We start from the raw sequence: 25,664 nt of genomic DNA, 5'->3' as shown, positions 1-25,664 counted from the left end.
CGAGTGGCAGGGCAGGTCCGGTGCGGACCGCACGGGCCGCCCCCCATCGACCAACTCGCCTTGACGAACAGGTGGATCCATGACGACCGCACACGACGGAGCCGGCGACCTCATCTTCAACCGCCTCCTCGGAGACCGCATCATCTTCCTCGGACAGGAGGTCGACGATGACATCGCCAACCGCATCGTCGCCCAACTGCTGCTCCTGGCCGCGGAGTCGGACAAGGACATCTACCTGTACATCAACTCGCCGGGAGGCTCGGTCACCGCGGGCATGGCGATCTACGACACCATGCAGTACATCAAGAACGACGTGGTGACGATCGTCAACGGCATGGCCGCGTCGATGGGCCAGTTCATACTCACCGCGGGTGCCAAGGGAAAGCGGTACGCGCTGCCCAACGCCGAGGTGCTGATGCACCAGCCGTCCGCAGGTCTGGGCGGGTCCGAGAGCGACATCCGGGTCCAGGCCGAGCGGCTGCTCCGCAACAAGCAGCTGCTGGCCGAGCTGATCGCCAGGCACAGCGGGCAGAGCGTGGCGCAGATCAACGCGGACTCCGATCGGGACCGCTGGTTCACCGCGGCGGAGGCGGTGGACTACGGCCTGGTCGACCGGGTCATCCACAGCCCTGCGGACGTCCTCGGCGGTGACGGCCCCCACCGACAGGCGCCCGGGTTCTGACGCCTGCGGCCACAGCGGGAGCGCGGCCGCGACGAGAAGCGATGACGATCCGTCAAGACCGTTTCCCCGCACTGTCGGCGTCTGCCCGCTGGGGCGCATACTGTCCGGCGCGGCCGCCCTCGTGCGGCCGGGCCACTCCGGGCCCGGCCGGGTGGCGGCCCGTCAACGGGGAAGGTCGGGCACGTGGGCGCTGCCGTCGTCATCATCGTGGTGTTGCTGGTCCTCTGGCTGGTCCTGGGCGTGCGGGTGGTCCAGCAGTACGAGCGTGGTGTGGTGTTCCGCCTCGGCCGGGTGCGCGGCAACGTGCGTCAGCCGGGCGTCGCCCTGCTGATTCCCTTCCTGGAGCGGATGCGCAAGGTCAACGTCCAGGTGGTCACCATGCCGGTGCCCGCCCAGGAGGGCATCACCAAGGACAACGTCTCGGTCCGCGTGGACGCCGTCCTGTACTTCCGGGTGGTCGAGCCGATCAGGGCCACCGTCGACGTGCAGAACTACACCTTCGCCATGCTCCAGGTCGCGCAGACCTCCTTGCGTTCCGTCATCGGCAAGAGCGAGCTCGACGACCTGCTCTCCGGCCGGGAGAACCTGCACCGCGGCCTGGAGTTGATGCTGGAGTCCCCGGCGACCGGATGGGGCGTGCACATCGACCGGGTGGAGATCAAGGACGTCACGCTGCCCGACTCCATGAAGCGCTCGATGGCCCGGCAGGCCGAGGCCGACCGGGAGCGCCGGGCCCGGATCATCACCGCCGACGGTGAGTTCCAGGCCGCCGCCAAGCTCGCCGAGGCCGCCGGCAAGATGGCCGAGACCCCGGCGGCGATGCAGCTGCGCCTGCTCCAGACCGTGGTCGAGGTCGCGGCCGAGAAGAACTCCACCCTGGTGCTCCCGTTCCCGGTGGAACTCCTGCGCTTCTTCGAGGCCGCCGCGGCCCGCAGCACCGACCCGGCCGCCGCCCCGGTCACCCCAGCTGCTCCGGCCGCGCCAGCCGCCCCAGTTGCGCCAGCTGCCCCGGACGCTCCGGCTGTCCCGGCACAGGACAGCGCGCCCGCCGCCGGCTGAGAGCCGAACGCACGGCTCAGCGACGGGCGGTGCGGCGCGCGGGCGGTGCTATTCGGACCCGCTGCTCGACCGGCGCGCTCTCGATGTCGTTCAGCTGCGCGGTGATGGTGCCGCGCAGCTCGTCGTAGTCCTCGAAGTCGAAGTCGTTGAAGAGCGTGTAGCCCGTCCACATCAGGTTGGCGCACACCCGCGCCGGCACCTTGCCGGTCTGGGCGCCCATGCCGACCAGTGCCACCGATCGGATGCTGCCGGGCTTCGCGCGGTTCTGCTGGTGGATCGCCTGGAACGCGGCGGCGCAGGCCAGCGCCACATTGAGGGTCTCACTGACGTTCTGCGAAGAGGTCGCCATGGTCGGCGCCGAGATCAGGAACTTCGGGTTGACGGCCCCGGACGGGACGCACACCGCGCTCCCCACCGGCAGCGTGCCCGCGAACTTGTCGCGGATCGCCTTCTGCACCCGCAGCTGGATGCCCGCACCGAGGTGACGCTTGATCACCGCGTCGACCCCGCCGTCCATCCGGCCCTTGGAGTTGGTGGGGCTGACCCAGGCGTCGACCTCCTCGGTGAGGATCGAGCCGCTGCGGATCTCGATCCCGGGGGTGTCGGCGAACGCCGCTCGCCAGGCCTCCACCACTGCCGAGTTGAGGTCGGTCAGCACCACCTCGAGCGGCAACACCACGCGATCCACGGTCATACGTCACTCCTTGTCGGAATGTGGTTCCTCCACTGCCTGTGAAACTACCGGTCCGCACTGACAGTGCAGCTCAACGGGCGGGGCCGGGCCCTCGATTGTCAGTCCCGGGCGATATGACTGCGGGGTCCCGCCAGCGAACTGACGGGGCCTCAAGAGTCACCGTCCGACATTCCGGAGCCACCGCCATGAGCGACGACAACGCCGTCCCCGCCACGTCCGACCCGAACGACCCGCTGGCCCTGGCGGAGCTGTTCAAGGGCGGTGGTGAACCGTGGCTGCCGCTGCTGAAGCCGGTCCTCGAAGCGCAGCCGGGCGCGGCCGCGTTCATGGGCCCCGGCCGCAGCCCGGACGTCGTGCCGGTGCGCGAACTGACCTTCCAGGCGCTCAAGCCCCATGCGCCGCACAAGTGGAAGGTCGTCATATTCGGCCAGAACCCGTACCCGCGGCCGGAGAGCGCCACCGGCATCGCCATGTTCGACAACACCTTCCACGACTGGAAGGACAGCCAGTTCGGCCGGGTCGTCAGCATCCGCTGCATCATCAAGGCCGCGGCGATGTGGAAGTACGGCATCCCCAAGAAGACCCCGATCGCCGACATCCGCGCGCTGCTGAAGAAGCAGGACACCGTCCAGCCGCCGGAGTGGTTCCAGGCGATGCTCACCCAGGGCGTGCTGCTGCTGAACGCCGCGCTGACCGCCAGCGCTGACGGGGCGATGGGGCCCGACCAGCACACCGCGTTCTGGCGCCCGGTCATCGAGCGGATCGTGGAGGAGATCCTCGCGGCCAAGCAGAACGCCGCCGAGGAGGACCGCGGTGTGGTCTTCGGATGGTGGGGTGCGCATGCGCGAACCCTGAAGAAGGTGGTGCAGCGGCTGGAGAAGAAGTACCCCGGAGTCGAAGTCCGGCACATCGACCACCCCAACCCGGCGGCGCAGGGCGACATCTTCTGCGACGGCGACCACTTCCGGGTGGTGAACGAGGCCCTCGCGTCGGTGGGCGCCGACGAGGTCGACTGGCTGCCGAGCGTCGGGTGGCACACCCCGGCGGCGGGAGCCGGCGGCGCCGACAGCGAACTCGCCGACCGCATGGGCGCGTTCATTGCCAACACGATGGAGCTGCACCAGCTCTACCTGGACCGGCTCGCCGGCGTCAAGGACGAGGGGCTCGTCCTCCCCGCGATCACCGGCGTGTTCGACACGCCCCTGATGGACTTCCGCGACGCGGTGGAGCCGGTCGCCAAGCTGCTGCGCGGCCTTGACCGGCACGTCGCGCTGTCGCACGAGTTCGGCAAGCGGCGCGCCGACGAGGCGGCCGGCATCCTGTCCGCCGACGCGATCGCCGCGCTGTACCTCTACACCTGCGAGTCCGCGTTCTACCGGGAGATCAACGCCATCCTGCGCTCCCCGGACCGCAGCCGGCTCACCCCGTACCTCCCGTACCTGCGGCTGCTGTTCGCCGCGGTGTCGCAACTCCCCGCCCGCTCCGAGCCGTTGTGGCGCGGGGTGGCGCTGGACCTGCGGTCGCAGTACCCGGTCGGCAAGACCGTGACCTGGTGGGGCGTCTCCTCGTGCACGCCCAAGCTCGGCGTGGCGCAGGCCTTCCTGGGCAGCCGCGGCAAGCGCACCCTCTTCCAGGTGCTGCCGCTGAGGGCCACCGGCATCCAGAACTTCTCGGCGTTCACCGGCGAGGAGGAGTACATCCTGCTGCCGGGCACCCAGCTCCAGGTGACGGATGTGAAGGCCGAGCGCGGCGGCCTGTGCACGGTGACCCTCAGCGAACTCCAGGAGCAGCCCTTGGTCTCCTGAGCCCGAAGGTAACTCCGTTGCCCGGCTGACGGCGTGCGGCGATGATTCCGGACATGCCCGAAGCCAGGCCCGGTGCCACCTCCGAAATCACGCCCGGCAGCACCGAGTTGCTGCCCTACCCCAAGATCTCCGCGCGGGGGCGGCTCTCCGCGTCCGGGGTGCGGGAGTGGGTCGCGGTGGAGAAGGTGCACGGCGCGCACTTCGCGGTGGTCTGCGACGGCACCGGGGTCCGCCCGGCGAAGCGGCGCGAACTGCTGGGCGACGACGCGCTGGACGACTTCTTCGGCGTCAGCCGGATCTGGCCGGCGCTCTCCGTGGCGGCAGTCCGGTTCGCCGCGGCGGTGCGGGCCGAACGGGGTGACGGCGCGGTGGTGACCGTCTACGGCGAACTGGCCGGCGGGCACTACCCGCACCCGGAGGTGCCCGCCGTCGCCGGAGTCCAGCCGGTGCAGACCGGCGTGTGGTACGCGCCGGGCCTGCACTGGCTGCCGTTCGACGCCTCGGTCGACCAGGTCGAGCGGATTGACCAGGGCGAGCGGGTCGAGCAAGGCGGGACCTCGAACGGCGCGGCCGGCGCCAGGTGGTGGCTCTGCGACCGAATGCTGCGGCAGGCCGCCGCCACCGCCGGGCTCAGCTGCCCGCCGGTGCTCGGACAGGGCGCGCTGACCGTGCTGCAGGAACTGCCGAGCGCCTTCCCCAGCAAGGTCCCTGCCCTGCTGGGCCTGCCCGAGCTGCCGGACAACCTCGCCGAGGGCTACGTCCTCAAACCGGCCGGCACCTGGCAGGAGACCGGAGCCACGGGCGCCGGCCCGCGTCCGCTGGGCAAGGTGAAGCAGCAGGCCTTCGCCGAGGACGAGCGCTTCCAGGGCGCCCGCCCCTACCTGCCACCGCCACAGGGCGCCGCCGGGATCCCCGCCTGGCTGCTGGTCCAGGCCGCGACGCTGCTCACCCCCGCCCGCGCGGCCGCCGCCGTGAGCAAACTGGGCCCGCGCACCCCGATGCCCGCCGTGGCCCGGGAGATCGCCGACGACGCCACCGGCGAACTCGCCGAAGCGGTAGGCGGATTGTCCGACGACATCAGGACCGCCCTGCGCCAAGCCCTGGCCCCCGGAGCCCGCGCCCTGGCCGCCTTCGACGCCGAGGACCGCCGGGCCCGCTGAGCGCGGGGCTGCCGTAGGGTGTCGGGGAAGCGACGGTGAGGGAGAGTGAGTTGACGCGGATTCTGGTCATCGGCGGCGGCATCGCCGGGACGGCGGCCGCCCTGGCGCTGCACAAGGCCGGCCTCGACGCCACCGTCTACGAGGCGCACCCCGACACTGGAGCGGACATCGGCGCCTTCCTCACCCTGGCCAGCAACGGCATGCGCGCGCTGGCCCAGTTCGACGCCGCCGAGCCGGTCGCCCGCGCCGGCTTCCCGATCACCAGCATGAACGTCGTCGACGAGTCCGGCACCGAGCTGGCCGCCATGCCACTCGGCGAGCCCGACCACCCGCTGACCCGCTACCGCTGCCTGCGCCGCGCCGAGTTGGGCACCGTGCTGCGGGCCGAGGTGCGGCAGCGGGGGATCCCCATCCGGCACGCGGCCCGCCTGCGCACCGTCACCGAGACCGCGACGGACATCACCGCGCACTTCGCGGACGGCAGTTCGGCCACCGGCGACCTGCTGATCGGCGCCGACGGGCTGCGCTCCACCGTGCGGTCGTCGCTCGATCCTCGCCCAGTCTCCGACCGGGGGGACCCCCATGCCGCCGGGCCGTCCTACGCCGGCCAGCGGGTCTTCTACGGCTACAGCACCGCGGCACCGCCGCCGTCCGCCGTGCCGGAGCGGATCACCATGGTGCGCGGCAGCGCCGCCGCCTTCGGGTACCTGGTCTCGCCGAGTAGTGAGACCTTCTGGTTCGCGCGAGTGGCCGGGCCGCCGGTGACCGCCGAGGAGGCCGCCGAGCTGACGCCCGGCCAGTGGCGCGACTGGCTGCTGCCGCTGCTCCGCCCCGACCGCACCGAGACGGCCGACATCGTCGCGGGGACGGGCGACGAGCTCATGGTGACCAACGCCCTGCACCTCACCCCGGGCCTGCGCTGGCACACCGGCCGCGCGGTGCTGCTCGGCGACGCCGCCCACGCGGCCTCTCCGGCCACCGGCCAGGGCGCCTCGATGGCCCTGGAGGACGCCGTCGTGCTGGCCAAGGCACTGCGCGACGCCCCGACCCGCGCCGCCGCCCTGGCCCGCTACGAGCTGCACCGCAGGCCCCGCACCGAACGCAACATGGCGGTCAGCGCCCAGCTCACCGCCAGCCGCACCCCCGCCGCCGCGGCCGCACCCCGGGACTCCGAGAACCCCGCACCCCGGGACTCCGAGAACCCCGCACCCCGGGACTCCGAGCGCCCCGCCTCGCGCGTGGACGAGGAGCTGCTGCGCCTGCTCACCTGGGACACCCCGCTGCCGGAGGCCTGAGGCCGGCGGCGCGGTGCACCTGCCGCGGGCTGGCATGATCGGTACATGAGCGAACGAGTCATTGCCGCGTGTGACGGAGCAGCCAAGGGCAACCCGGGGCCGGCCGGTTGGGCCTATGTGGTGGCGGACGGCGCGGGAGTGCCGCAGCGCTGGGCGGCCGGGGCGCTCGGCCACAGCACCAACAACATCGGCGAGTTGACGGCGCTGCGGCAGCTGCTGAGTGCGACGGATCCCGAGCTGCCCCTGGAGGTGCGGCTCGACAGCACCTACACCCGTGACGCGGTGACCAAGTGGCTGGTGGGCTGGAAGCGCAACGGCTGGAAGACCGCCGCGGGCAAGCCGGTGGCCAACCAGGAGCTGATCCAGAGCATCGACGCGCTGCTGGAGGGACGGGACGTCACCTTCGTGTACGTCCCCGCCCACCAGGCGAACGGCGACCCGCTGAACGCCATCGCCGACAAGGCCGCCAGCGACGCCGCCCGCACCCAGGAGGACGCCGCCGGCACTGCGGAGAACCTCCCGGTGCCGGACCCGGTGTCGAGCACCGCCCCGCGCGCCGCACGCTCCGGGTCGGGAAAGGCGTCCGCGTCCAAGACGGCGTCCGCATCGGGAACGGCGGCCAAGCGCGCCTCCTCGGGCGGTTCGCGGACCCTGGCCGCCCGTTACCCCGGCACCTGCCCCTGCACCCGCTCCTACGCGAAGGGCGACACGATCACCAAGGTGGGCAGCAGCTGGGGCCACCCGGAGTGCGCGGCACCGAGCGGCAGCTGACGGACCGGGCCCCGATAGAGTCTGCTCGGCAACGACCCTCGGGGGAGAGTTTGGTGGCAGGCATGCGGCCGTTGGTGGCAGGGGATCCGTCGGTCGTCGGTTCGTACCGACTGCTCGGGCGGCTCGGCGAGGGCGGCATGGGCTGTGTGTACCTCGGCCGCACCGCCGGGGGCCGGACGGTCGCGGTCAAGGTGATCCGGCCGGACCTGGCCAGGGACCCGGAGTTCCTGGCGCGGTTCCGCCGCGAGGTGGCCGCGGCGCGCCGGGTCGGGGGCACCTGGACGGCGCCGGTGATCGACGCCGACACCGAGTCGGCCGAGCCCTGGGCCGCCACCGGGTACGTCGCGGGGCCCGCACTGTCACAGGCGGTGGCGGAGTTCGGCCCGCTGCCCGAGCACGGCGTTCGGGCGCTGGTGGCAGGGCTCGCGGAGGCGCTGGTCGCGGTGCACGGGCTCGGGCTGATCCACCGTGACATCAAGCCGTCCAATGTGATGCTGTCACCGCACGGCCCGCTGCTGATCGACTTCGGGATCGCGCGCGCGATCGACGGTTCCGCGACCTCGTCGCTCACCGGCAGCGGCCAGGTCATCGGTTCGCCCGGCTACATGTCGCCCGAGCAGGTGCTGGCCGGGCCGCTCACCCCCGCCTCCGACGTCTTCCAACTCGGCGCGGTGCTCGCCCACGCGGCCACCGGCCGGGGGCCGTTCCAGGCGAACAGCGCCGCCTCGCTGCTCTACCAAGTCGCCCACGGCGAGCCGGAGCTCGGCTCACTGACGGGTGAGCTGCGCACCCTCGTGGGGGCCTGTCTGGCCAAGGACCCGGCGAACCGCCCGACCCCGCAGCAGATCGCCGCGCAGCTCGCACCGGGCGGCGCCGCCGGGCTGCTCACCGCCGACTGGCTCCCGGCGCCGGTGATGGCCCAGATCAGCCGCCGCACCGTCGAGTTGCTCAACCTGGACGCGGCGCCGGAGCCCGCCGCGCCGCCGCCGCACCCCGCCACCGTGCGGGAGGTGCCGCAGGCGGCCACAGCCCGGGACGTGCCCGTGGCGCCGGCCACCCCGCCCGTGCCGCCTGCCCCGGCCGCGTCGGAGCCCACCCCGGCCGGGTCGCCCCCGCCCGTCACACCGACCCGCGTCCTCGGCACCCCGCCCGCGGGCGCCCCGCCCATCGAAGCCCCTCCGGTAGGCGCCCCACCCGGCTGGGCGCCGCCGGTGGCCGCTCCGCCCAAGCGCCCGGGCAGGGGGCCCGGCCGGGTGGCCGCGGCGGCCGTCGCGCTGGTCGTGGTGGTCGGTTCGGCGACCACTGCCGTGGTCCTCAACTCCCAGGACGGCAAGCCCCGGTCGGGGCCGATCGACTACTCGACCGTGTCGCCGACCGCCTCGGCGCCCAGCGCGAGCAACGGTCTCCAGGGCCAGTACAAGCCGGTGGCCAACCTGTGCCCGCACGTCGACACCGATACCCTCCAGCAGGCCCTCGGCCAGCTCGCCGCCTCACCGTCACCGGGCACCGTCGCCGGCCTGGGGGCGCAGGGGACCACGGCACTCTGCACCACCACGTACGGCGGCAGCGGCACCACCGTCCAGATCTCCGCGACCGTCGCCACGGACCGCGCCACCGCCCAGGGGGAGTACAGCTCCGCCATCAAGGGCCGGTCCGACTCCGGAAGCCGACCGGGCGTCCCGCTGGGCGAGCAGGCCCTGGAGTACGAGAACTCCCTCGAAGCCACGCACGGATGCTGGAAGTACGAGGTGATCGTTCAGGACAGCAACCTGCAGATCACCATGTCGGCGACCATCTGCTCGGCCACGCAGGACGTCACGAAGGCGGTCGTCCTGGACGACGCCCTGAAGAACACGATGGACGCGCTGAAGGCGTAGTGGGCGTCAGCTTGCCGGTTGTGCCGGATGCCGACGGCAGGCCCAAAGACGGCCAGCCCAAAGACAGCCGACCCAAAGACGGCTGACCCAAAAGGGCGACACGGGCCGGACGGATACCGACCGTGGCGGGGCCGGTCGCATAGCCTTTCGACCTGATACCGGTCGGTGCCGCCGACATGCGGACGTGGACAGGGGGCAGGGTGAGTTCGTCGGGTGCGGCTGCGTCGACGCGCGGGGTGAGGTTCCGGGCCTGGCTGCTGGAGGGCCTGTCCGACCAGGCCAAGCAGTACCAGGGCCCGCATGCGGAGGCGCCGGTCCAGGAGAAGGGCCAGCGCTGGTGGCGGGTCATGTGCCTGACCGGCCTGGACTACTTCTCCACGCTCGGCTACCAGCCCGGCATCGCGGCGCTCGCGGCCGGGCTGCTCTCGCCGGTCGCGACCCTCGTGCTGGTGGCCGTGACGCTGTTCGGCGCGCTGCCGGTCTACCGGCGGGTGGCCCATGAGAGCCCGCACGGTGAAGGTTCGATCGCGATGCTGGAACGGCTGCTGTCGTTCTGGCAGGGGAAGCTGTTCGTGCTGGCGCTGCTGGGCTTCGCGGTCACGGACTTCATGATCACCATCACCCTGTCGGCGGCCGACGCGACCGCGCACCTGGTGGAGAACCCGCATCTGCACAGCGCCCTGTCCGGCAAGCAGGTGACGATCACGCTGCTGCTGGTCGCGCTGCTCGGCGCGGTCTTCCTCAAGGGGTTCAGCGAGGCGATCGGCTTGGCGGTGGTCCTGGTCGGGATCTACCTCGCGCTCAACGTCGTCGTCGTGGTGAACGGGATCTGGCACGTGCTGAAGGCCCCGGCCCTGGTCACCGACTGGTCCAGCGCACTCACCGCCGAGCACGGCAACGTGATCGCGATGATCGGCGTGTCGCTGATCGTCTTCCCGAAGCTGGCGCTCGGCCTGTCCGGCTTCGAGACCGGCGTCGCCGTGATGCCGCACATCGAGGGCGACCCCGAGGACACCGAGGAGCGGCCCGTCGGCCGGATCCGGGGAGCGCGCAAGCTGCTCACCACCGCCGCGCTGATCATGAGCGCGTTCCTGATCACGACGAGCTTCATCACCACGGTGCTGATCCCCAAGGCCGCGTTCGAGACGGGCGGACCGGCCAACGGCCGCGCCCTGGCGTACCTCGCCCACCAGAACCTCGGCAGCACCTTCGGCAGCATCTACGACCTGTCGACCATCGCGATCCTCTGGTTCGCGGGCGCCTCGGCGATGGCCGGCATGCTCAACCTGCTGCCCCGGTACCTGCCCCGGTACGGCATGGCGCCGCACTGGGCGCGGGCGGTGCGGCCGATGGTGATCGTGCTGACGCTGATCGCGTTCCTGGTGACGTGGATCTTCAACGCGAGCGTGGACGCCCAGGGCGGCGCGTACGCGACCGGTGTGCTGGTGCTGATCACCTCAGCCGCCATCGCCGTCACCATCGCCGCCCACAAGGCCGGGCAGCGCCGGGGGACCATCGGCTTCGCCGTCATCGCGGCGGTGTTCGTCTACACCACGGCCGTGAACATCTCCGAGCGGCCGGACGGTGTGAAGATCGGTGCCTGCTTCATCGCAGGCATCATGCTGGTCTCCTTCCTGTCCCGGATCATGCGGGCCTTCGAACTGCGGGTCACCGACGTGGTGCTGGACGAGACCGCCGAGCGGTTCGTCCGGGACTACATTCACCGGCCGATCCGGCTGATCGCCAACGAGCCGCACCACCGCGACCTGGCGGATTACCAGGAGAAGAAGCGGGAGATCCAGGCGCACCACGACATCCCGGCCGACGCCGATCTGGTCTTCGTCGAGGTGATCGTTCGTGACCCGTCGGAGTTCGAGTCGGTGCTGACCGTGCACGGCGAGGTCCTGTACGGCCGCTACCGGCTGCTGTCGCTGGAGAGCGCCAGCGTCCCGAACGCGCTGGCGGCCCTGATGCTGACCATCCGGGACCGCACCGGCCAGCTTCCGCACATCTACTTCAAGTGGACCGAGGGCAGCCCGTTCGCCCACCTGCTGGGCTTCTTCCTGTTCGGCCAGGGCGAGGTCGCCCCGGTCACCCGTGAGGTGCTGCGCGAGGCGGAGCCGGACCGCTCCCAGCGCCCGCGCGTCCACGTCGGGTAGGTCGGCGCAGGCACGGCGACCGAGCTCCGCCAGGGCAGTCAGGGCAGGGCGAGGACGCAGAACTCGTGGCCGTCCGGGTCGGCCAGGCAGGTCCACGGGACGTCGCCCTGGCCGAGGTCGAGGTCGGCGGCGCCGAGGGCCCGCAGCCGGGCCACCTCGGCTGCCCCGTCGTCACCGGGGTACGGCAGCAGGTCGAGGTGGACGCGGTCCGGCACGGCCTTCACACCGGGCGTGCGGAGGAACTCGAGATACGGGCCGACGCCCCGGGCGGAGCGGAACACCGCACTGTCGTCGGTCACCTCGTGCAGGGTCCAGTCCACCGCCTCGCCCCAGAACCGGGCCATGGCCCGCGGATCCGCGCAGTCGACCACCACCGCGGCGACCGGCCCGGTGTCCCGGTAGACCTCCCGGGGTTCCAGCACGCAGAACTCGTTGCCCTCCGGGTCGGCGAGGACCGTCCACGGCACTTCGCCCTGGCCCACGTCGACGGGCGTCGCACCGAGAGCCAGGAGGCGCGCGACCAACTCCGCCTGATGGGCCGCAGAGGTGGTGGCGAGATCGAGGTGCACTCGGTTCTTCGTTGATGTCTTGGGTTCCGGCACGGGAACGACGTCGATGCCTAGGGCGACCGGGTCCGGCCAGACGAGGGTGCTTTCGGGGCTGACGTAGGTGGTCACGCCGGGGCTGTGAGCAGTCCAGCCGAGCGCCTGCGCCCAGAACCGGCCGACCGACGAGTGATCAAGAGCCTTGATGTTCACCATCACAGGTCGCAGTGCCATGGCGACGATCCTATGCACCCCGCAACGGCATCCAGCCGCAGCGCGCGCCCCTCAGGTGATCGTGAACGCCGCGTAGCGGACGGCCCCGGCGGTGCGGGCGCCCGAGGCGACGGCAAGGGTCCGGTTGAGCCAGCGGTAGCGGTCGTCACCCGTCTCGAAGCGGCAGAAGAGCCTGAAGTAGTACTCGGCGGGATCCACCTCCTCACCCGCGGCCAGGCGCTGCAGGACCTCGGACGGGCCGTGGCGGACACCGCTGGTGGTGAGGTAGAGGTACGCGCCGTCGTGGGTGCGCAGCGTGTGGCGGGCGTCGATGCTGGCCGTGCCGTCGGGGTGCAGGACCTGCCAGTCCGCTCCGCCCGGCAGGATCACTCCGGCCAGCCGCGCTCCCTCGAAGGTGCCGCCGCTGATGTTGATCACCCGGCGGCGGCCCCAGTGCGAGTCGCCGAGGTCGAGGACCGGTTCGAGCCGTACGTCGAAGGTGGCCAGGCTCTCCAGGTTCACCGCAGGCTCCAGGAGGCGCGCCCGTTGAGCAGGGCCGGGTCGAAGCCGGCGAGGCGCTTGTAGGAGGCGGCGATCGCGGTGCGCTCCGCGAGGGGGACGACCTGCTCGATGTCGTCGAAGCCGCCGGGGGCCCGTTCATGGGCGAGCCGCATGACCACCTCGGGCCCCTGCTGCCGGTTGGCGAGTTGGAGCGCGGTGGTGGCGGGGCGGCGGATCTCCTCGTAGGCGGCGGTCCCGCCGGTCGTGGCGAGCGAGTGGGCGAGCACCCGGGCGTCGATGATCGCCTGGGAGGCGCCGTTGGAGCCGACGGGGTACATGGCGTGTGCGGCGTCGCCGAGCAGGACGACGTCGTCCCTGCTCCAGTGCGGGAGGGGGTCGCGGTCCACCATCGGGTACTCGTAGGCGGCCTCGGCTGCTGCGATCATCCCCGGCACGTTCAGCCAGTCGAACGTCCAGTCGGCGAAGTGCCCGACGACGGCGGCCAGGTCGGCGGGACGGTTCCAGTTCCCGCGCTCCGGCGGTTCCCCGCCCAGCGGCCGCTCGGCTATCCAGTTGATCTGCCGCCCGTCCCCGATCGGGTAGGCGACGAACTTCTGGGTGCCGTACCCGGCCATGATCATGGACCGGCCGGTCAGGAACGGCTCGCCGAAGGTCGTTCCCCGCCACAGGACGAGCCCGTTCCACGGCGGTGCCCCTTCGCCGGGGAAGAGCGCGGCCCGGACGCCGGAGTGGATGCCGTCGGCGCCGATCAGGAGGTCGGAGTCGTGGCGCAGGCCGGTGATCCGGCTGTCGGCCCGGACGGCGTGCGCACCGAGGCGTTCGCGGACGGCGTCGAGCAGCAGCATCTGCAGCGCACCCCGGTGGACCGAGTACTGCGGCCACCGGTAGCCGGCAGCGAGCCCGCGCGGTTCGGACCAGATCGCCTGCCCGTACCGGTTGAAGTAGGCCAGCTCGGCGGTGGGGACGGCGATCGCGGCCAGCCGGCCGGCCAGGCCCAGTTCGGTCAACTCCCTTACGGCATGCGGGAGGAGGTTGATTCCGACGCCGAGCGGCCGGATCTGGTGGGAGGCCTCGTGCACGGTGATGTCCTCGAACCCGGCCGCGTGCAGGCTGAGTGCGGTGGCGAGTCCGCCGATGCCCGCGCCCGCGATGGTGATCCGCACAGCGTTCTCCTCTCAGTGGTGCAGCGTGATCGCGTAGGCCTTGCGCAGGGTCTCGTGCACGGTCCAGGTGGTCCGGTCGCCCTCGCGCAGGACGGCGAGGTCGCCCGGGCCGACCTGGAGGGTGGGGCCGTCCTCGACCTCGATGGTGGCGCGGCCGCTGATCACCACGAAGAGCTCGTCCGCCTCGGTGTCCGTGACCACTCCCGGCGTGATCTGCCAGATCCCGCGCAGGCACCGGCCGTCGGGCGACTCCCAGAGGAGCTTGCCGGAGACCTCGGGGCTACCGGAGAGGATCTGGTCCTGGGGGAGGGGTTCGGGCTCCAACTCGGCGTCGGGTATGTGCTGGACGAAGCTGTGGGTCATGTCCGGTGTCTCCAAGGAAGAATGATGGTCCGTCAGCTGTCGAAGCCGAGGCCGAGGCGATCGAGGGTGCGCAGCCAGAGGTTCCGCCGGCCTTCTCGCTCGTCCGCGCGGGCGAGCGACCACTGGGTGATCCCGATGCCTGCGGAGCGGATCGGCTCCGGCGGGAAGGGAAGCGGCTTGCGCCGGACCATCTCCAGCGCCGTCCGCTCGGTGCGCTCACCGGCCAGCAGGTCGAGCATCACCTCGGCGCCGAAACGGGTCGCACCCACGCCCAGGCCGGTGAAGCCGGCGGCGTAGGCGACCCGGCCGCCGTGCGAGAGGTCGAAGAAGGCGCTGAACCGGGTGCAGGTGTCGATCGCGCCGCCCCAACTGTGGCTGAACCGCACGTCCGCCAGCTGCGGGAAGGTCTCGAAGAAGTGCCGGGCGAGCGTCGCGAAGGTCTGCGGCCGCTGGTCGTGCTCGGCGCGCACCCGCGCGCCGTAGTGGTAGACGACGTCGTAGCCGCCCCACAGGATCCGGTTGTCGGCGGACAGCCGGACGTAGTGGAAGCGGTTGGTGCTGTCGGCGAATCCCTGTCGGTTGCGCCAGCCGATCGAGGCCAGCTGCCGGTCCGTCAGCGGCTCGGTCATCAGCGCGTAGTCGTACACCGGGACGGTGTACGGGCGGTGGCGCCGCAACAGCGAGGGGAAGGCGTTGGTGGCGAGGGCGACGCGCCCCGCGACGACCCGCCCGTACGGGGTTCGCACGGCGATCCCGGCGCCGGATCCGGCGAGGCCGGTGGCCCGGGTGTGCTCGTGGATGCGGACGCCGAGGCCGAGGCAGGCCTGCTTGAGTCCCCAGGCGAGGCGCGCCGGGTTGACCATCGCGACGCCGTCCTTGTCCCAGACGCCGCCCAGGAAGGTCGGGGAGTCGATCTCGGCGCGCATGGCGTCCGCGTCCAGGACCGTCAGCTCGCTGCCGAAGCGACCCGCGAGTTCGGCGAACTCCCGTAGTTCCTCGATCTGGTAGGGCTCGGTCGCCACGGTCACGGAGCCGGTGCGCTCCCAGTCGCAGTCGATGCCGTAGCGCTTGACGGTGTCCTCGATGGCCTGCAGGTTCCGGGCGCCGAGCCGCTCCAACCGGGCGAGTTCACCGGGCCAGCGCTGGTAGCCGTTGCCGAGGCCGTGCGTCAGGCTGGCCTCGCAGAAGCCGCCGTTGCGGCCGGAGGCGGCCCAGCCGATCTCCTGGGCCTCGATCAGGAGGACGTCGAGCGAGGGGTCCCGCTCCTTGGCGAGCAGCGCGGTCCACAGCCCGCTGTAGCCGCCGCCGACCACCAGGAGGTCGCAGCGGGTCTCGGACACCAGGGCCGGGGCCGCCTGCGGCCGGCCCGGGTCGTCCAGCCAGAAGGGGAACGGCTCGGCGTCCTGGAGCGAGCGGACGGGATCAACCATGACGGGACTCCTACGGTGCAAGGAGGGGCTGGCCTGGGGGTTGCGCCATCTGACCGCCGTACCCGGTTCAACGTCAATGGTGTTGACATAAGCTCACTCAGAAGGCCGCCCCCGCTCCGCGCTCCGGTCGGGCAGTCGGGCGGCGATCGCGTCGAGCAGCAGAGCCAGTGCGAACGGGTAGCCGCTGCGCCGCATGTCGGCGGTCAGCAGTTCGGCGGTGGCGGCGATGTTGGGGTGGCTGCCCGGGTCCAGCCGGGCGTAGCGGGACTGCCAGACGCCCAGGTCGGCCGCCTGGGCGGGAGCGGGCAGGGCCAGTGCCGCCGCGTCGAGGGCCGCGAAGGCGAGGCTCTGGTCCACGAGGGCGTGGTAGATCCGCACCGCCTCCGGATCCGGGAAGCCGGCCGATCGCAGCACGCCGAGGATCGACTCGACGGCCAGGATCTCGTGGTCGCGCCCGGTCGTGCGGTGGGCCGCCAGCAGGGCTGCCTGGGGGTGCGCCAGGTAGGCGGAGTGGATGCGGAGTCCGATGGCCCGAAGGTCGGCCCGCCAGTCGCCGGTCGACTGCCAGCCGTGCTGGGCGCGGCCGATCAGCTCGTCGGCGATGGCGAGCAGGAGGTCGTCGGTACTGCGGAAGTAGCGGTAGATCGCACTCGGATCGGCGCCGAGCGCGGCGCCGAGGCGCCGGACCGTGAGCGCCTGCGCGCCGTGCAGCCCGACCAGCCGCAGGGCGGTGTCGACGATGATGTGTTCGGAGAGGACCGTGCCCTGCTTGGTGGGTCTTCTGCGCCGCCGCTGCGGCTCGGGAGTCACTCGGTCAGCCATGGCCGGGACCTTACGACAACGGCATTGACGTGTGAAGGGCTTGCCTGTTGCATGGCCTGCCACCCGGCCCCTTCGGTCGAACTCCCCCCACACAGACGGCGGTGACCCGTTGGCAGAGACGCTGAACGACGCGGACCCTGACCCGAGATCCCGAACCACCCGCACCACCTCCACGACCGCCTCCACGGCCGCCTCCACGGCCGCCTCCGCGACCGCCTCCACGACCGCCTTTACGACCACCTCCACGACCGCCGAGCCCGCGATGCCCCGGTCGCTCGGCGTTGGCGGCGCCATGGCACTCGCCGCCTCCAGCACGGCGGCCACCAGCAGCATCGGCATCGGGCTCGGCCTGATGGCGGGCGTCGTCGGCCTGCACCTGCCGGCGATCATGCTGCTCGCCTTCCTGCCCGTGCTCGCCATCGCGGGCGGCTACGGACGGCTCAACCGGGTCGCGCCCGACGCCGGCAGCAGCTACCGGTGGGTGGGCGCCGCGCTCAACCCGTGGCTGGGCTTCCTGACCGGCTGGGTCAACATCCTCGGTACCGTCGTGTTCATGGCCTACACCACCACGGTGACCGGCTCGGCGGTGATCCAGTTGCTCGCCGCCGCCACCGTGCACCGGGTCGCGGGACTGTCCCTCAGCCCGGACTCCACGCTGCAGTGCACCTGCATCGGCATGGTCGTGCTGATCGCCTCGGCGCTGGTCGCGGTGCGCGGGCTCGACCTCGCCGCCCGGCTGCAGAAGTACCTGCTGGTCTTCGAGTACGCCGTCCTGCTCGGCTTCTGCGGATACGGCCTGTTCGCCGGCACCCAGCCCTTCTCGCTCGACTGGTTCGATCCGTTCGGTATCCCCTCCTTCCACGCCCTCGCCCAGGGCATGGTGCTCGCGGTCTTCTGCTACTGGGGGTTCGAGTCGGTGTTCAGCGTGGGGGAGGAGGTCCACGACCCGCGTGACGCCTCTCGCGGCGGCTTCATCGCCCTCACGGTGATGATGCTGCTCTTCGTCCTCGCCGGTGCTGCCTTCCAACGCGTGCTTCCTGTAGACGAGTTGGTCGGCAACGGAGCACAGGGCCTGACCTACTTCGGCAACCGGCTCGCCCACCAGCCGCTCGCCGCGCTGCCGTTGATCGCCCTGACCTTCTCGGCCGCCGCCTCGCTGCAGGCATCCGTCGTACCCACCGCGCGCGGCATGTTCGCGATGGGCCGCGACGGCACCCTCGGACCCGTCTGGACCCGTCTGCACCCGCGCCACCAGACCCCCGCCGCGGGCACCCTGCTGATCACGGCGGTCGCCATCGGTCTCGCCCTGCTGTCGCTGGTCATCCCCACCGTCAGCTCGCTGATCTCCGCCGCCGTCAACGCGATCGGCATCGTGGTCGCCCTCTACTACGCCCTCACCGCCGTCGCCGCCGCCGTCCGCTTCCGGCACCTGCTGCGCACCTCACCCGTCGAGTCGCTGCGGGTGGTCGTCGCCCCGCTGCTGGGCGCGGTCACCCTGCTGGCCGTCGGCGGATACCTCGCCTGGAGCTTCTACGCCTCGGCCGACCACTTCGAACTCAACGCGGACAACGGGTGGTTCGAGCTGCTCGTGCCGGTGCTGATGGTCGGCTCCGGGCTGCTGGCCGCTGCCTGGGCCCGCTGGCACCGCCGCTCGCCGTACTTCACCGGCGGGATAGAACCGGTCGCCGAGGCCCCGGTCGGCACTGCCTGACCCACGATTCGCGCTCCTGTCCGTTCGCTGTTCCGCCCCCTCCCAACCGCGGTTCCCCAAGGGCCGCCGACCCCAGTTGGAGCACCTCCATGCACCAGGCCGACCTGGTATTCACCCACGGTCCCGTCCACACCGGGGACGGCGCCCGAACCCGGGCGAGCAGCCTTGCCGTGACCGGGGAGCGGATCACGGCCGTCGGCCATGACGAGGTACGGGAGTTGATCGGTCCGAAGACCCAAGTGATCGACCTGCGCGGCAAGTTGCTGCTGGCGGGCTTCCAGGACTCGCACATCCACGCCGTCTACGGCGGCGTGGAACTCGCCCAGTGCGACCTCACCGGCACCACCGGCGTCGACGAATACCTGCGGCGGATCCGCGAGTTCGCCGACAGCCACCCCGAGCGGCCGTGGATCACCGGCGGTGGCTGGTCGATGGAGAGCTTCGACGGCGGTCTGCCGACCAGGCAGCTGCTCGACTCCGTGGTCCCGGACCGCCCGGTCTACCTGCTGAACCGCGACCACCACGGCGCCTGGGCCAACACCCGCGCGCTCGAACTCGCCGGCCTCACCCGGCAGAGCCCCGACCCGGCCGACGGCCGGATCGAGCGGGAGCCGGACGGCACGCCCAGCGGCGTCCTTCAGGAGGGCGCCACCGGCCTGGTCGCCCGGCTCGTCCCGCCGACGAGCGCGGCCGAACGGCTGACCGGGCTGCTGCGCGCCCAGGCGCTGCTGCACTCGCTCGGCATCACCGGCTGGCAGGACGCCCTGCTCGGCGAGTTCAACGGCCAACCCGACCCCTCGGACGCCTACCTCGCCGCCGCCCGGGACGGTTCCCTCACGGCCAGGGTCAACGGCGCCCTCTGGTGGGACCGCGACCGGGGCGCAGAGCAGATCCCGGAGCTGGCCGACCGGCGGGCGGCACTGCGCCACGGCCGTTTCCGGGCGGACTCGGTCAAGATCATGCAGGACGGCATCGCGGAGAACTTCACCGCCGCCATGAGCAGCCCGTACCTGGACGCCTGCGGCTGCGCCACGGCCAACTCCGGCCTGAGCTTCGTGGATCCGGTGGCCCTGTGCTCCTACGTCACCGCGCTGGACGAGCTCGACTTCCAGGTGCACTTCCACGCCCTGGGCGACCGCGCGGTGCGCGAAGCACTGGACGCCGTCGAGGCCGCCCGGGCCGCCAACGGCCGCCGGGCGACCCGGCACCACCTCGCGCACCTCCAGGTGGTCCACCCCGACGACGTGCCACGCTTCGCCCGGCTCGGTGCGATCGCCAACATCCAGCCGTTGTGGGCCGCCCACGAGCCGCAGATGGACGAACTGACCATCCCCTTCCTCGGTCCCGAACGCGCCGCCTGGCAGTACCCGTTCGGCTCCCTGCTGCGGGCCGGCGCCACGCTCGCGGCCGGCAGCGACTGGCCCGTCAGCAGCCCCGACCCCATCGCCGGCCTGCACGTCGCGGTCAACCGGACGGAACCGGGTGCCACCGACGACCGGGTCTTCCTCCCCGAGCAGCGCCTCGACCTGGCCAGCGCGGTCGCCGCCTACACGGCCGGCTCGGCGCACGTCAACGGCCTGGACGACACCGGTACCCTGCGCGTCGGCCAACTGGCGGACCTGGTGGTCCTCGACCGCGACCTCTTCGCCGCGCCGCCGGAGGAGATCTGCGCGGCCCGGGTCCTGCGGACGTATGTGGGGGGTGCGCTGGTGTATTCGGGCGAGTAGGGCTGAGCCATGATCAGGGGCCTCGTCGAGGCTGGACGGGGTCCTCTCGCTGGGGTGAGCCGATCCATACGGACACGCCGCTGCTGCGCGGGCAACTGACGCTGCCGTAGCCGTCGGTCAGTCCTGCGCAGGAGCCACAGAACATGGCTGAGTGTTCGGGAAGTAGGGCCAGGATCTCAATGCGACCATCACTACATCCGATTCCCTGATGATCCAATGCGCTGCGGTCATATGTTGACGCTAAGATCGATGGTTCGCGTATCGTTCGCTTGACCGCTGAACGGGGCCGACGCTAGCTCGCGCAACTTGGCACGGGTTTCGGCATCCGCCGAATAGACCACCGTGCCCCTGACACCGCGAGTCAGCAATACCTTGTAGGTATGCCGGATCAGCCGGTCGACCTCGGCGTCCGTGGTCGCTTTGGTGAATACGTTGTCTTTGGAGAGGCTCCGGTTCACTACCCAGCGGTCGTTGCGCCACACCATGTCCGGCCCGATGATCACCCCGCTCCAGTCGTACTCGAAGCCTTGGGCTGTGTAGACGCAGCCGACCTGGCCGAAGCCGGCCGGGTCGGTCGCCCAAAGTGCGGCTGGCGGGGCGCCGGAGATCGAGCGATCGCCTCGCAGGTTCCACGGCCGCGCCCAAGTGTCGATGACGACGTCCAGGGGAAGCGGCTCACCGTCCTTTGGCTCCGGGCTCCATCGCCAGCAATACCCCGCGGTGATGCGAGCCTCGTACTTTTCGGCCTGACGCGCCTGCAGGAACTCCTCCAGTGCTGACGGTGAATCGGCAACAAGTAGATCCATCAGGCCGTCCGGTTCCCAGGCCGCAGGACCGCCCTCAGTCAATCCCAGCAGACGGTTTACCCAGTCCACGTAGGCTTCGCTTCCACCACACCGGAACTGATCCGCGAGCTGCACGACGTGCACGTCCAGTCCCTTATCCTGGGCGGCTTTGACTACCTGTGCCTCGGTGCCCAGCTCCCCAGGTCGTACTACCTGGTTCTCGTCCAACAGAAACACCGGCACCCGGGCTGCATCGATCAACTCATCCACTTGGGATCGCTTGGTGCGGTATGCGGCTGGGGTCCAGCGGGTGCTAGAGGTCTCTCGGATGCGGTGAGCCTCGTCGCAGATCAGTACATCGAGGGCGTTCTTTTCTGCGGCTATGAAGTCGTTGAAGTACTTGAAGAGTTTCTGCACGGCGGGCTTGCGGGCTCCGGCTACCTTGCGCATGGTCAAGGTGAATGAACGTGAACCTGTGGCGTGCAGTGCGGTACGGCCCTGCCTGTACAGTTCGCCGAGCAACGACAATGCAATGACGCTCTTGCCCGTCCCGGGGCCGCCGAGGACCACCACCACCTCCTTGCGGTCCGCTTGATGGGAGCGTTCGACCGCGCGCAGCACCATCTCGTACGCTAGCCGCTGTTCCTCAAGCAGTACGAATTGCTCGCGCGCCCGGACTTCCTGGGCGGCCACCGTCATCAGCTGCTTCGATGGCCGATTCTTACCGAGTAGCAGCTCATCGGCAGCCCGAGCTCCCGAGGAGGGGGCGAGCAGAGTCTTCAGGTATTCCAGGAGATCGGCCCTGCGTTCACCGCTAAAGATCCGTCCGCGGATGTCCTGTCCCACGTCTTGTAGGCCCCGGATTCCGAATTCGGTCGCGTTGTGCAGGTACGCCACGCCCGCGATCCTTTGCGGATGTTCGGCGAGCGCACCGTTGAAGTCTGCCAGGTAGTCGCAGTACCCGCGGACTTGCTCAATCGGATTGAGCCTCGGGGTCGAGTAGGCATCGACCCAGCAGAGCGCCGGCGCACCATCGTCTGGAGAAGCGGCACTCCACTGCTTCAGCTCGACGACGACGTAGGACGGCTCCTGCGTTTTCGGATGGACGCCCGCCAGCACGATGTCCGCTCGGCGGCTGGTCAATGGCAGCTGATACTCCAACAGGAGCTCGACCTCACCGAGGCCTGCGTCCAGCAGTGCATCGGTGAGGACCGGGATGCTTCGCTCCCACGAGCGGGTCTCAGAGGGGCTCGGCCGGTAGCCATGCTTGTGCACGAAGTTCTCGCTCAGGCGGAGCACAAGAGTGCCTGCGGCCCTCTCGGCGGAGACGGAGGATGCGGAACCGCGGAACAGCAAGACATGCCCCCAGGCAGCACGAAGTGACTCGTGCGGGTGGGGGCATGTCCTTCGAGACTCGAAACCGCGCATGTCGGCGCCGAGCGGAAGCCCGTCGGGCCGCGTTGACGATGGGGTCAACCCTAGCGTGAGCTACCGGCAGTGAGGGAGGGGATCCGGTCGATGGCCATGTGAGCCAAGTAAAGGCGCGAGCGTCGCGGGTACGGGGCGTGCTGTGGGCCGAGTGAGCTCCCAGTGGAAATCGTTGGGGTGGGCCTGCCGGAGCGTCGGCGTTCTGCTGGCGTGGCCATGAGTCGATACGGCCTTTCTGGGGCCGGACCATCAACCCTTCTGAGTTCAACCGGGGCGGATGGGAGGTTGCCGCCGCCGATGCCCGGAAGCCCAACCCCGTGTGGTACCTCGGATGGACTCACCGCGGGGACCCGCTAAGGGTGAGGCTGAACGACCTCCTCCCGCATCCTCAAGAGGCAACGGAGACCGCGCGAGGCCTCTGCCTACCCGGGCAGGTGGCTCAGTGCACCTGGAACCGGACTGTCTGCTTTAGCAGCCGCTTGGCACTGTTGAGATCACCGAGTCGCTCGGCTACGACGGTTTCGCCTAGCGCCTGCGGGAGCACCTCGGAGATCTTGAGTCCCTTGCCTGCACGGGCATCGACGTTGGGAAGGACAAGACGGTTGGCCTGCAGTGGCCACGCGCCACATGCCGAGGGTGATGTCCTCACGGAGCCGAACCCAGGCGTCGGCGGGGCGTTGGATCGGGTCGGCGAGAGCCGGAAGGCTGGCTGCCAGGCTGGCGTTGGCTCGGTCGGAGCAGTGTCCGCTGCGAGTTCGAGCGTTCCGTCCGCGCAGTGTGTCATATGACAGTACCTTCATCCTTCGTGAGGACTGAACGGACGCTCAACAGCCACCGGTTGCCCAACTCAGCTGGTAGGAAGGTCGGGTTGGGTGTCGCCGCGCTGGCGGCAGTGCTCTTAGCGGCCGGTTGCAAGCCGGCCACGACTGGGACGCCAGTGCCCAACGTCGTTGGGATGCACGGTGACAAGGCGAAGGATGCCTTGCAGAAGCCGGATGCGTATATAGCAAGGGACGTCACCTTCCAGGACGTGAAGGCCGGTGAGACGTCCCCGCGCATCGTGATCATAAAGAGCAACTGGAAGGTCTGCGGGCAGGCGCCCGCAGCAGGCTCGCCGTCGGTGAAGGATTTGACGGTGAAGCTGTACGTGGTGAAGAACGAGGAGAACTGCCCCGGGATTTCGCCGAGACCTTCGATGTCCACCTCCGCGCCGACGGCCGTGCCTTCTGCACAGACGACAGCCACGCCCACGCCGAACACTGCACCCTCCACTCAGGTCCCGGCCCCGGAAGCCACCACGAACCCACCGGCCAACACGTATAGCCCGCCGCCCGCTCCTGCCGCAGGACCGACACCACCGGCCCCAAGTCCGGCGGGGTCGTGCAAGGCGCACACGGTGGGCTACTGCGGCTGGGATCGGGGCGAGACACCTCAGCAACCGGGTGAGACGGCAACGTGCAAGGACGGGTACGTCTCGTTCGCGGGCGACGATGGCTCCGGCACCTGCTCCGGCCACAAGGGCGTGCGGGTCTGGTTCAAGTAGGACGGCGTAGCGATGGCGCCCGGCGGTGGTCGGGCGCCATCGTCATGAACGTGGGTGCCGTATCGCGCCACGTTGTCAGGAGGTCAGCGCTGACGGAACGCGGTGGTGATCGGGGCGGAGCCCGCAGAGGCGGGTTGCCGGCGGCGGGTGCGTATGTCGACGACGGCGGCGCTGATGACATTGGCGATTTTGGCCTGCTGTTCGGCGGGGACGGGCTGGTAAATCAGCGCGCCACGGGCGGAGTTGTGACCCATGTGAGCAATGAGGTTGCGCAGGCTGACGCCGGTGCTGGCGGCGAGGACGTTGCCGGTGTGGCGTAGGCCGTAGAGGCAGAAGCCGGTCATGCCGAGCTTCGCGCGAGCCTTGCGCCAATTGCGGCCGAAGGTCGAGCGCCGGTAGGGAGCGCCGCGCTCGCCGATGAACAGCAGGCCGTCGTCGCCGTCCTGGGCGTACCAGCGTAGGTGTTGCTCGAACTCCGGGACGATCTCCGCTGGGATGCCGACCGCGTGCTTGCCAGCCTCGGACTTGGGGGCGCCCACGGCGCGCTCGCCGGTGGACAGTTCAGTCGCCAAGCACATGTTGGTCGCCTACTACGTGAAGGGCGAGGTCATGTCCGCTGACGGCTCGGTCGTTGGACCTCGCGAGAGGCTCGACACGACCATCGACGCACTGGCCGCGATCCGACGCCAGTTCGCCGGCGCCGCCAACAACCTCAACCGTCAGCGGCGTGGCGATCGGCCCAGCCCGCCGGCGATGACGCTGATGGCAGTCGCCTTGCTCGGTGGTTCGCAGGTCGAGCGCGAAAACGCTCCTTGTCCGCAGAGCTGCGGACAAGGAGCGTTCGTCGATCAGCTGGTGGCTGGCCGGGCAGAGCGTCGTCAGGTACTGCTGCACCGGCTCGAACAGCCCGGTTGGCACGTACTCGGCGATCTGGTCGTGGGTGACCCAGGCCAGCGCTGCCAACTCCTCGGTGTCGACCACTGAAGCGCTACCGCTCACGATCTCGCAGGCGCTGTAGGACATCTGCCGGCCGGTATTCGGGTGGACGCGCTCACCGAGCAGCCGGACGGCCTTGACCGTCAGGCCGACCTCTTCAGCGGTCTCGCGGACCGCGGCTTCCTCGGCCGTCTCTCCCCGCTCGATCTCACCGGCCGGGAACTACCACGACAGCTCGCCTTCCTTGACCCGGCGCTGCACCATCAGCACGCGGCCGTCCTGGACCACGATGGCGGCGGCGATACCCGGCTTATCGGTGATCTGCTCAGTCATGCTGCGGCTCCTCCAGGGAGGCCAGGATGGGCGGGAAGATGGTATCGACGGGGATGAACGGGCACTGCGTTTCTTGGAACCCACACGACGTCGGCGTTCTCGACCGTGTCCTGGTTCAGGGCTTCCCCGGCCAGGTACTCAGTCAGGAAGTACTCGCACCAGACCCCGGTAGCCGGATGGAGTCGGCCGCCGAGGAGTTGGCGTACGGCGCAGTGGATCCCGGTCTCGGCTAACGTCTCGCGGACGGCTGCCGACGCCGGGTTCACCCCCGGCTTGATGACGCCTGCTGGGAACTGCCAGCGGATGCCAGCGCTCTCGTCGTCCCGACGGCAGACGAGCAGTACCTCGGAGTCGCGCACCACCACGGCGATGGCCACGCGCAGGGCCTGGCCCGCGTTGCGTGGGCTGGCTTCGGCGGTCAGCAGCGCGAACCGCTTCTGCACTGCCGGCGGCGCGGTCTCCAGGATCTGGTCGAGTAGCTGCCGCATCTCGGTGCGGGGGACCAGCTCCGGATCGGCGTGCCAACTTGCCACTGTCCGTAGGCCGATGCCAAGCCGCCCCGCGAACCCCTCGTTGGTGTCGCGCAGCGCCTCTTGGAGCGCACAGGCGGACTTGCCCGTCCAGGTCCCCACCACGTCCAC

At 70.6% G+C, this 25,664-nt stretch carries 20 protein-coding genes and 2 pseudogenes; 10 read left to right on the top strand and 12 right to left on the bottom strand.

Going from position 1 to position 25,664, the window contains the following annotated elements; all coding sequences use genetic code 11:
- Nucleotides 1-79: 79 nt before the first annotated feature.
- Together E6W39_RS04085 and E6W39_RS04080 are read left to right on the top strand one after the other, a co-directional pair.
- Entirely contained in the window at nucleotides 80-682 is a 603-nt protein-coding gene (locus E6W39_RS04085) for an ATP-dependent Clp protease proteolytic subunit (protein WP_141632301.1), read from the top strand.
- A 183-nt stretch (nucleotides 683-865) separates the two neighbouring features.
- Nucleotides 866-1,741, top strand: coding sequence for a slipin family protein (locus E6W39_RS04080; protein ID WP_141632300.1), 876 nt, complete (start codon nucleotides 866-868; stop codon nucleotides 1,739-1,741).
- A gap of 16 nt (nucleotides 1,742-1,757) precedes the next feature.
- Here the strand turns inward: E6W39_RS04080 and E6W39_RS04075 are convergent, their stop codons facing one another.
- Nucleotides 1,758-2,435, bottom strand: a complete 678-nt coding sequence (locus E6W39_RS04075; protein WP_141632299.1) for a macro domain-containing protein — start codon at nucleotides 2,433-2,435, stop codon at nucleotides 1,758-1,760.
- 185 nt (nucleotides 2,436-2,620) lie between these two features.
- Here E6W39_RS04075 and E6W39_RS04070 point away from each other — a divergent pair, with 185 nt between their 5' ends.
- The 6 genes from E6W39_RS04070 to E6W39_RS04045 all read left to right on the top strand — a co-directional run bounded on the left by E6W39_RS04070 (nucleotide 2,621) and on the right by E6W39_RS04045 (nucleotide 11,502).
- Nucleotides 2,621-4,240 carry an ADP-ribosyltransferase domain-containing protein gene (locus E6W39_RS04070; RefSeq protein WP_141632298.1) on the top strand — a complete coding sequence of 540 codons (1,620 nt, stop codon included), beginning with the start codon at nucleotides 2,621-2,623 and terminating at the stop codon, nucleotides 4,238-4,240.
- A 53-nt stretch (nucleotides 4,241-4,293) separates the two neighbouring features.
- Entirely contained in the window at nucleotides 4,294-5,400 is a 1,107-nt protein-coding gene (locus E6W39_RS04065; RefSeq protein WP_181799087.1) for an RNA ligase family protein, read from the top strand.
- Nucleotides 5,401-5,450: 50 nt separating this feature from the next.
- The gene (locus E6W39_RS04060; protein ID WP_141632296.1) at nucleotides 5,451-6,695 is read left to right on the top strand and encodes an FAD-dependent oxidoreductase; all 1,245 of its coding nucleotides are present in this window, start codon (nucleotides 5,451-5,453) and stop codon (nucleotides 6,693-6,695) included.
- Nucleotides 6,696-6,740: 45 nt separating this feature from the next.
- On the top strand, nucleotides 6,741-7,466 hold the full coding sequence (locus tag E6W39_RS04055) for a ribonuclease H family protein (RefSeq protein ID WP_141632295.1): 726 nt from the start codon (nucleotides 6,741-6,743) through the stop codon (nucleotides 7,464-7,466).
- A gap of 62 nt (nucleotides 7,467-7,528) precedes the next feature.
- Nucleotides 7,529-9,343, top strand: coding sequence for a serine/threonine-protein kinase (locus E6W39_RS40985; RefSeq protein WP_141637528.1), 1,815 nt, complete (start codon nucleotides 7,529-7,531; stop codon nucleotides 9,341-9,343).
- A 176-nt stretch (nucleotides 9,344-9,519) separates the two neighbouring features.
- Nucleotides 9,520-11,502, top strand: a complete 1,983-nt coding sequence (locus tag E6W39_RS04045) for an APC family permease (protein WP_407658363.1) — start codon at nucleotides 9,520-9,522, stop codon at nucleotides 11,500-11,502.
- Nucleotides 11,503-11,540: 38 nt separating this feature from the next.
- Here the strand turns inward: E6W39_RS04045 and E6W39_RS04040 are convergent, their stop codons facing one another.
- The 6 genes from E6W39_RS04040 to E6W39_RS04015 form a co-directional block, all read right to left on the bottom strand.
- A complete protein-coding gene (locus tag E6W39_RS04040) occupies nucleotides 11,541-12,281 on the bottom strand; it encodes a VOC family protein (RefSeq protein WP_141632294.1) in 741 nt (246 codons plus the stop codon).
- A 51-nt stretch (nucleotides 12,282-12,332) separates the two neighbouring features.
- Nucleotides 12,333-12,782, bottom strand: a complete 450-nt coding sequence (locus E6W39_RS04035; protein ID WP_228717953.1) for a DUF3237 domain-containing protein — start codon at nucleotides 12,780-12,782, stop codon at nucleotides 12,333-12,335.
- On the bottom strand, nucleotides 12,779-13,945 hold the full coding sequence (locus E6W39_RS04030; protein WP_141632292.1) for a flavin-dependent oxidoreductase: 1,167 nt from the start codon (nucleotides 13,943-13,945) through the stop codon (nucleotides 12,779-12,781). The genes E6W39_RS04035 and E6W39_RS04030 overlap by 4 nt, the downstream gene beginning before the upstream one ends.
- A gap of 12 nt (nucleotides 13,946-13,957) precedes the next feature.
- The gene (locus tag E6W39_RS04025; protein WP_141637526.1) at nucleotides 13,958-14,308 is read right to left on the bottom strand and encodes a cupin domain-containing protein; all 351 of its coding nucleotides are present in this window, start codon (nucleotides 14,306-14,308) and stop codon (nucleotides 13,958-13,960) included.
- A 32-nt stretch (nucleotides 14,309-14,340) separates the two neighbouring features.
- Nucleotides 14,341-15,738, bottom strand: a complete 1,398-nt coding sequence (locus E6W39_RS04020) for an NAD(P)/FAD-dependent oxidoreductase (protein WP_141632291.1) — start codon at nucleotides 15,736-15,738, stop codon at nucleotides 14,341-14,343.
- A gap of 93 nt (nucleotides 15,739-15,831) precedes the next feature.
- On the bottom strand, nucleotides 15,832-16,560 hold the full coding sequence (locus tag E6W39_RS04015; protein WP_141632290.1) for a TetR/AcrR family transcriptional regulator: 729 nt from the start codon (nucleotides 16,558-16,560) through the stop codon (nucleotides 15,832-15,834).
- 262 nt (nucleotides 16,561-16,822) lie between these two features.
- Here E6W39_RS04015 and E6W39_RS04005 point away from each other — a divergent pair, with 262 nt between their 5' ends.
- Together E6W39_RS04005 and E6W39_RS04000 are read left to right on the top strand one after the other, a co-directional pair.
- Complete coding sequence (locus E6W39_RS04005) at nucleotides 16,823-18,271, top strand: APC family permease (RefSeq protein WP_141637525.1); 1,449 nt, start codon at nucleotides 16,823-16,825, stop codon at nucleotides 18,269-18,271.
- A gap of 89 nt (nucleotides 18,272-18,360) precedes the next feature.
- Nucleotides 18,361-19,998 carry an amidohydrolase gene (locus E6W39_RS04000; RefSeq protein ID WP_141632289.1) on the top strand — a complete coding sequence of 546 codons (1,638 nt, stop codon included), beginning with the start codon at nucleotides 18,361-18,363 and terminating at the stop codon, nucleotides 19,996-19,998.
- Between the two features lie 227 nt (nucleotides 19,999-20,225).
- Here E6W39_RS04000 and E6W39_RS03995 read toward each other — a convergent pair whose 3' ends face one another.
- The 5 genes and pseudogenes from E6W39_RS03995 to E6W39_RS03975 form a co-directional block, all read right to left on the bottom strand.
- Nucleotides 20,226-22,139 carry a DUF2075 domain-containing protein gene (locus tag E6W39_RS03995; RefSeq protein ID WP_141632288.1) on the bottom strand — a complete coding sequence of 638 codons (1,914 nt, stop codon included), beginning with the start codon at nucleotides 22,137-22,139 and terminating at the stop codon, nucleotides 20,226-20,228.
- Between the two features lie 852 nt (nucleotides 22,140-22,991).
- Nucleotides 22,992-23,471: a hypothetical protein gene (locus E6W39_RS39070; protein ID WP_181799085.1), complete on the bottom strand. Its 480-nt coding sequence runs from the start codon at nucleotides 23,469-23,471 to the stop codon at nucleotides 22,992-22,994.
- A gap of 366 nt (nucleotides 23,472-23,837) precedes the next feature.
- Nucleotides 23,838-24,326 carry a hypothetical protein gene (locus tag E6W39_RS03985; protein ID WP_141632286.1) on the bottom strand — a complete coding sequence of 163 codons (489 nt, stop codon included), beginning with the start codon at nucleotides 24,324-24,326 and terminating at the stop codon, nucleotides 23,838-23,840.
- 307 nt (nucleotides 24,327-24,633) lie between these two features.
- Nucleotides 24,634-25,023: pseudogene (locus tag E6W39_RS03980) on the bottom strand (NUDIX hydrolase); the annotation flags it as partial.
- Nucleotides 25,016-25,664 (bottom strand): annotated as a pseudogene (locus E6W39_RS03975) (NUDIX hydrolase). The pseudogenes E6W39_RS03980 and E6W39_RS03975, both read right to left, overlap by 8 nt.

The sequence above is a fragment of the Kitasatospora acidiphila genome (assembly GCF_006636205.1).
Classification (GTDB): domain Bacteria; phylum Actinomycetota; class Actinomycetes; order Streptomycetales; family Streptomycetaceae; genus Kitasatospora; species Kitasatospora acidiphila.
Note: the sequence above shows the minus strand (reverse complement) of the source record. Positions and strands in the feature narration are given on the sequence as shown.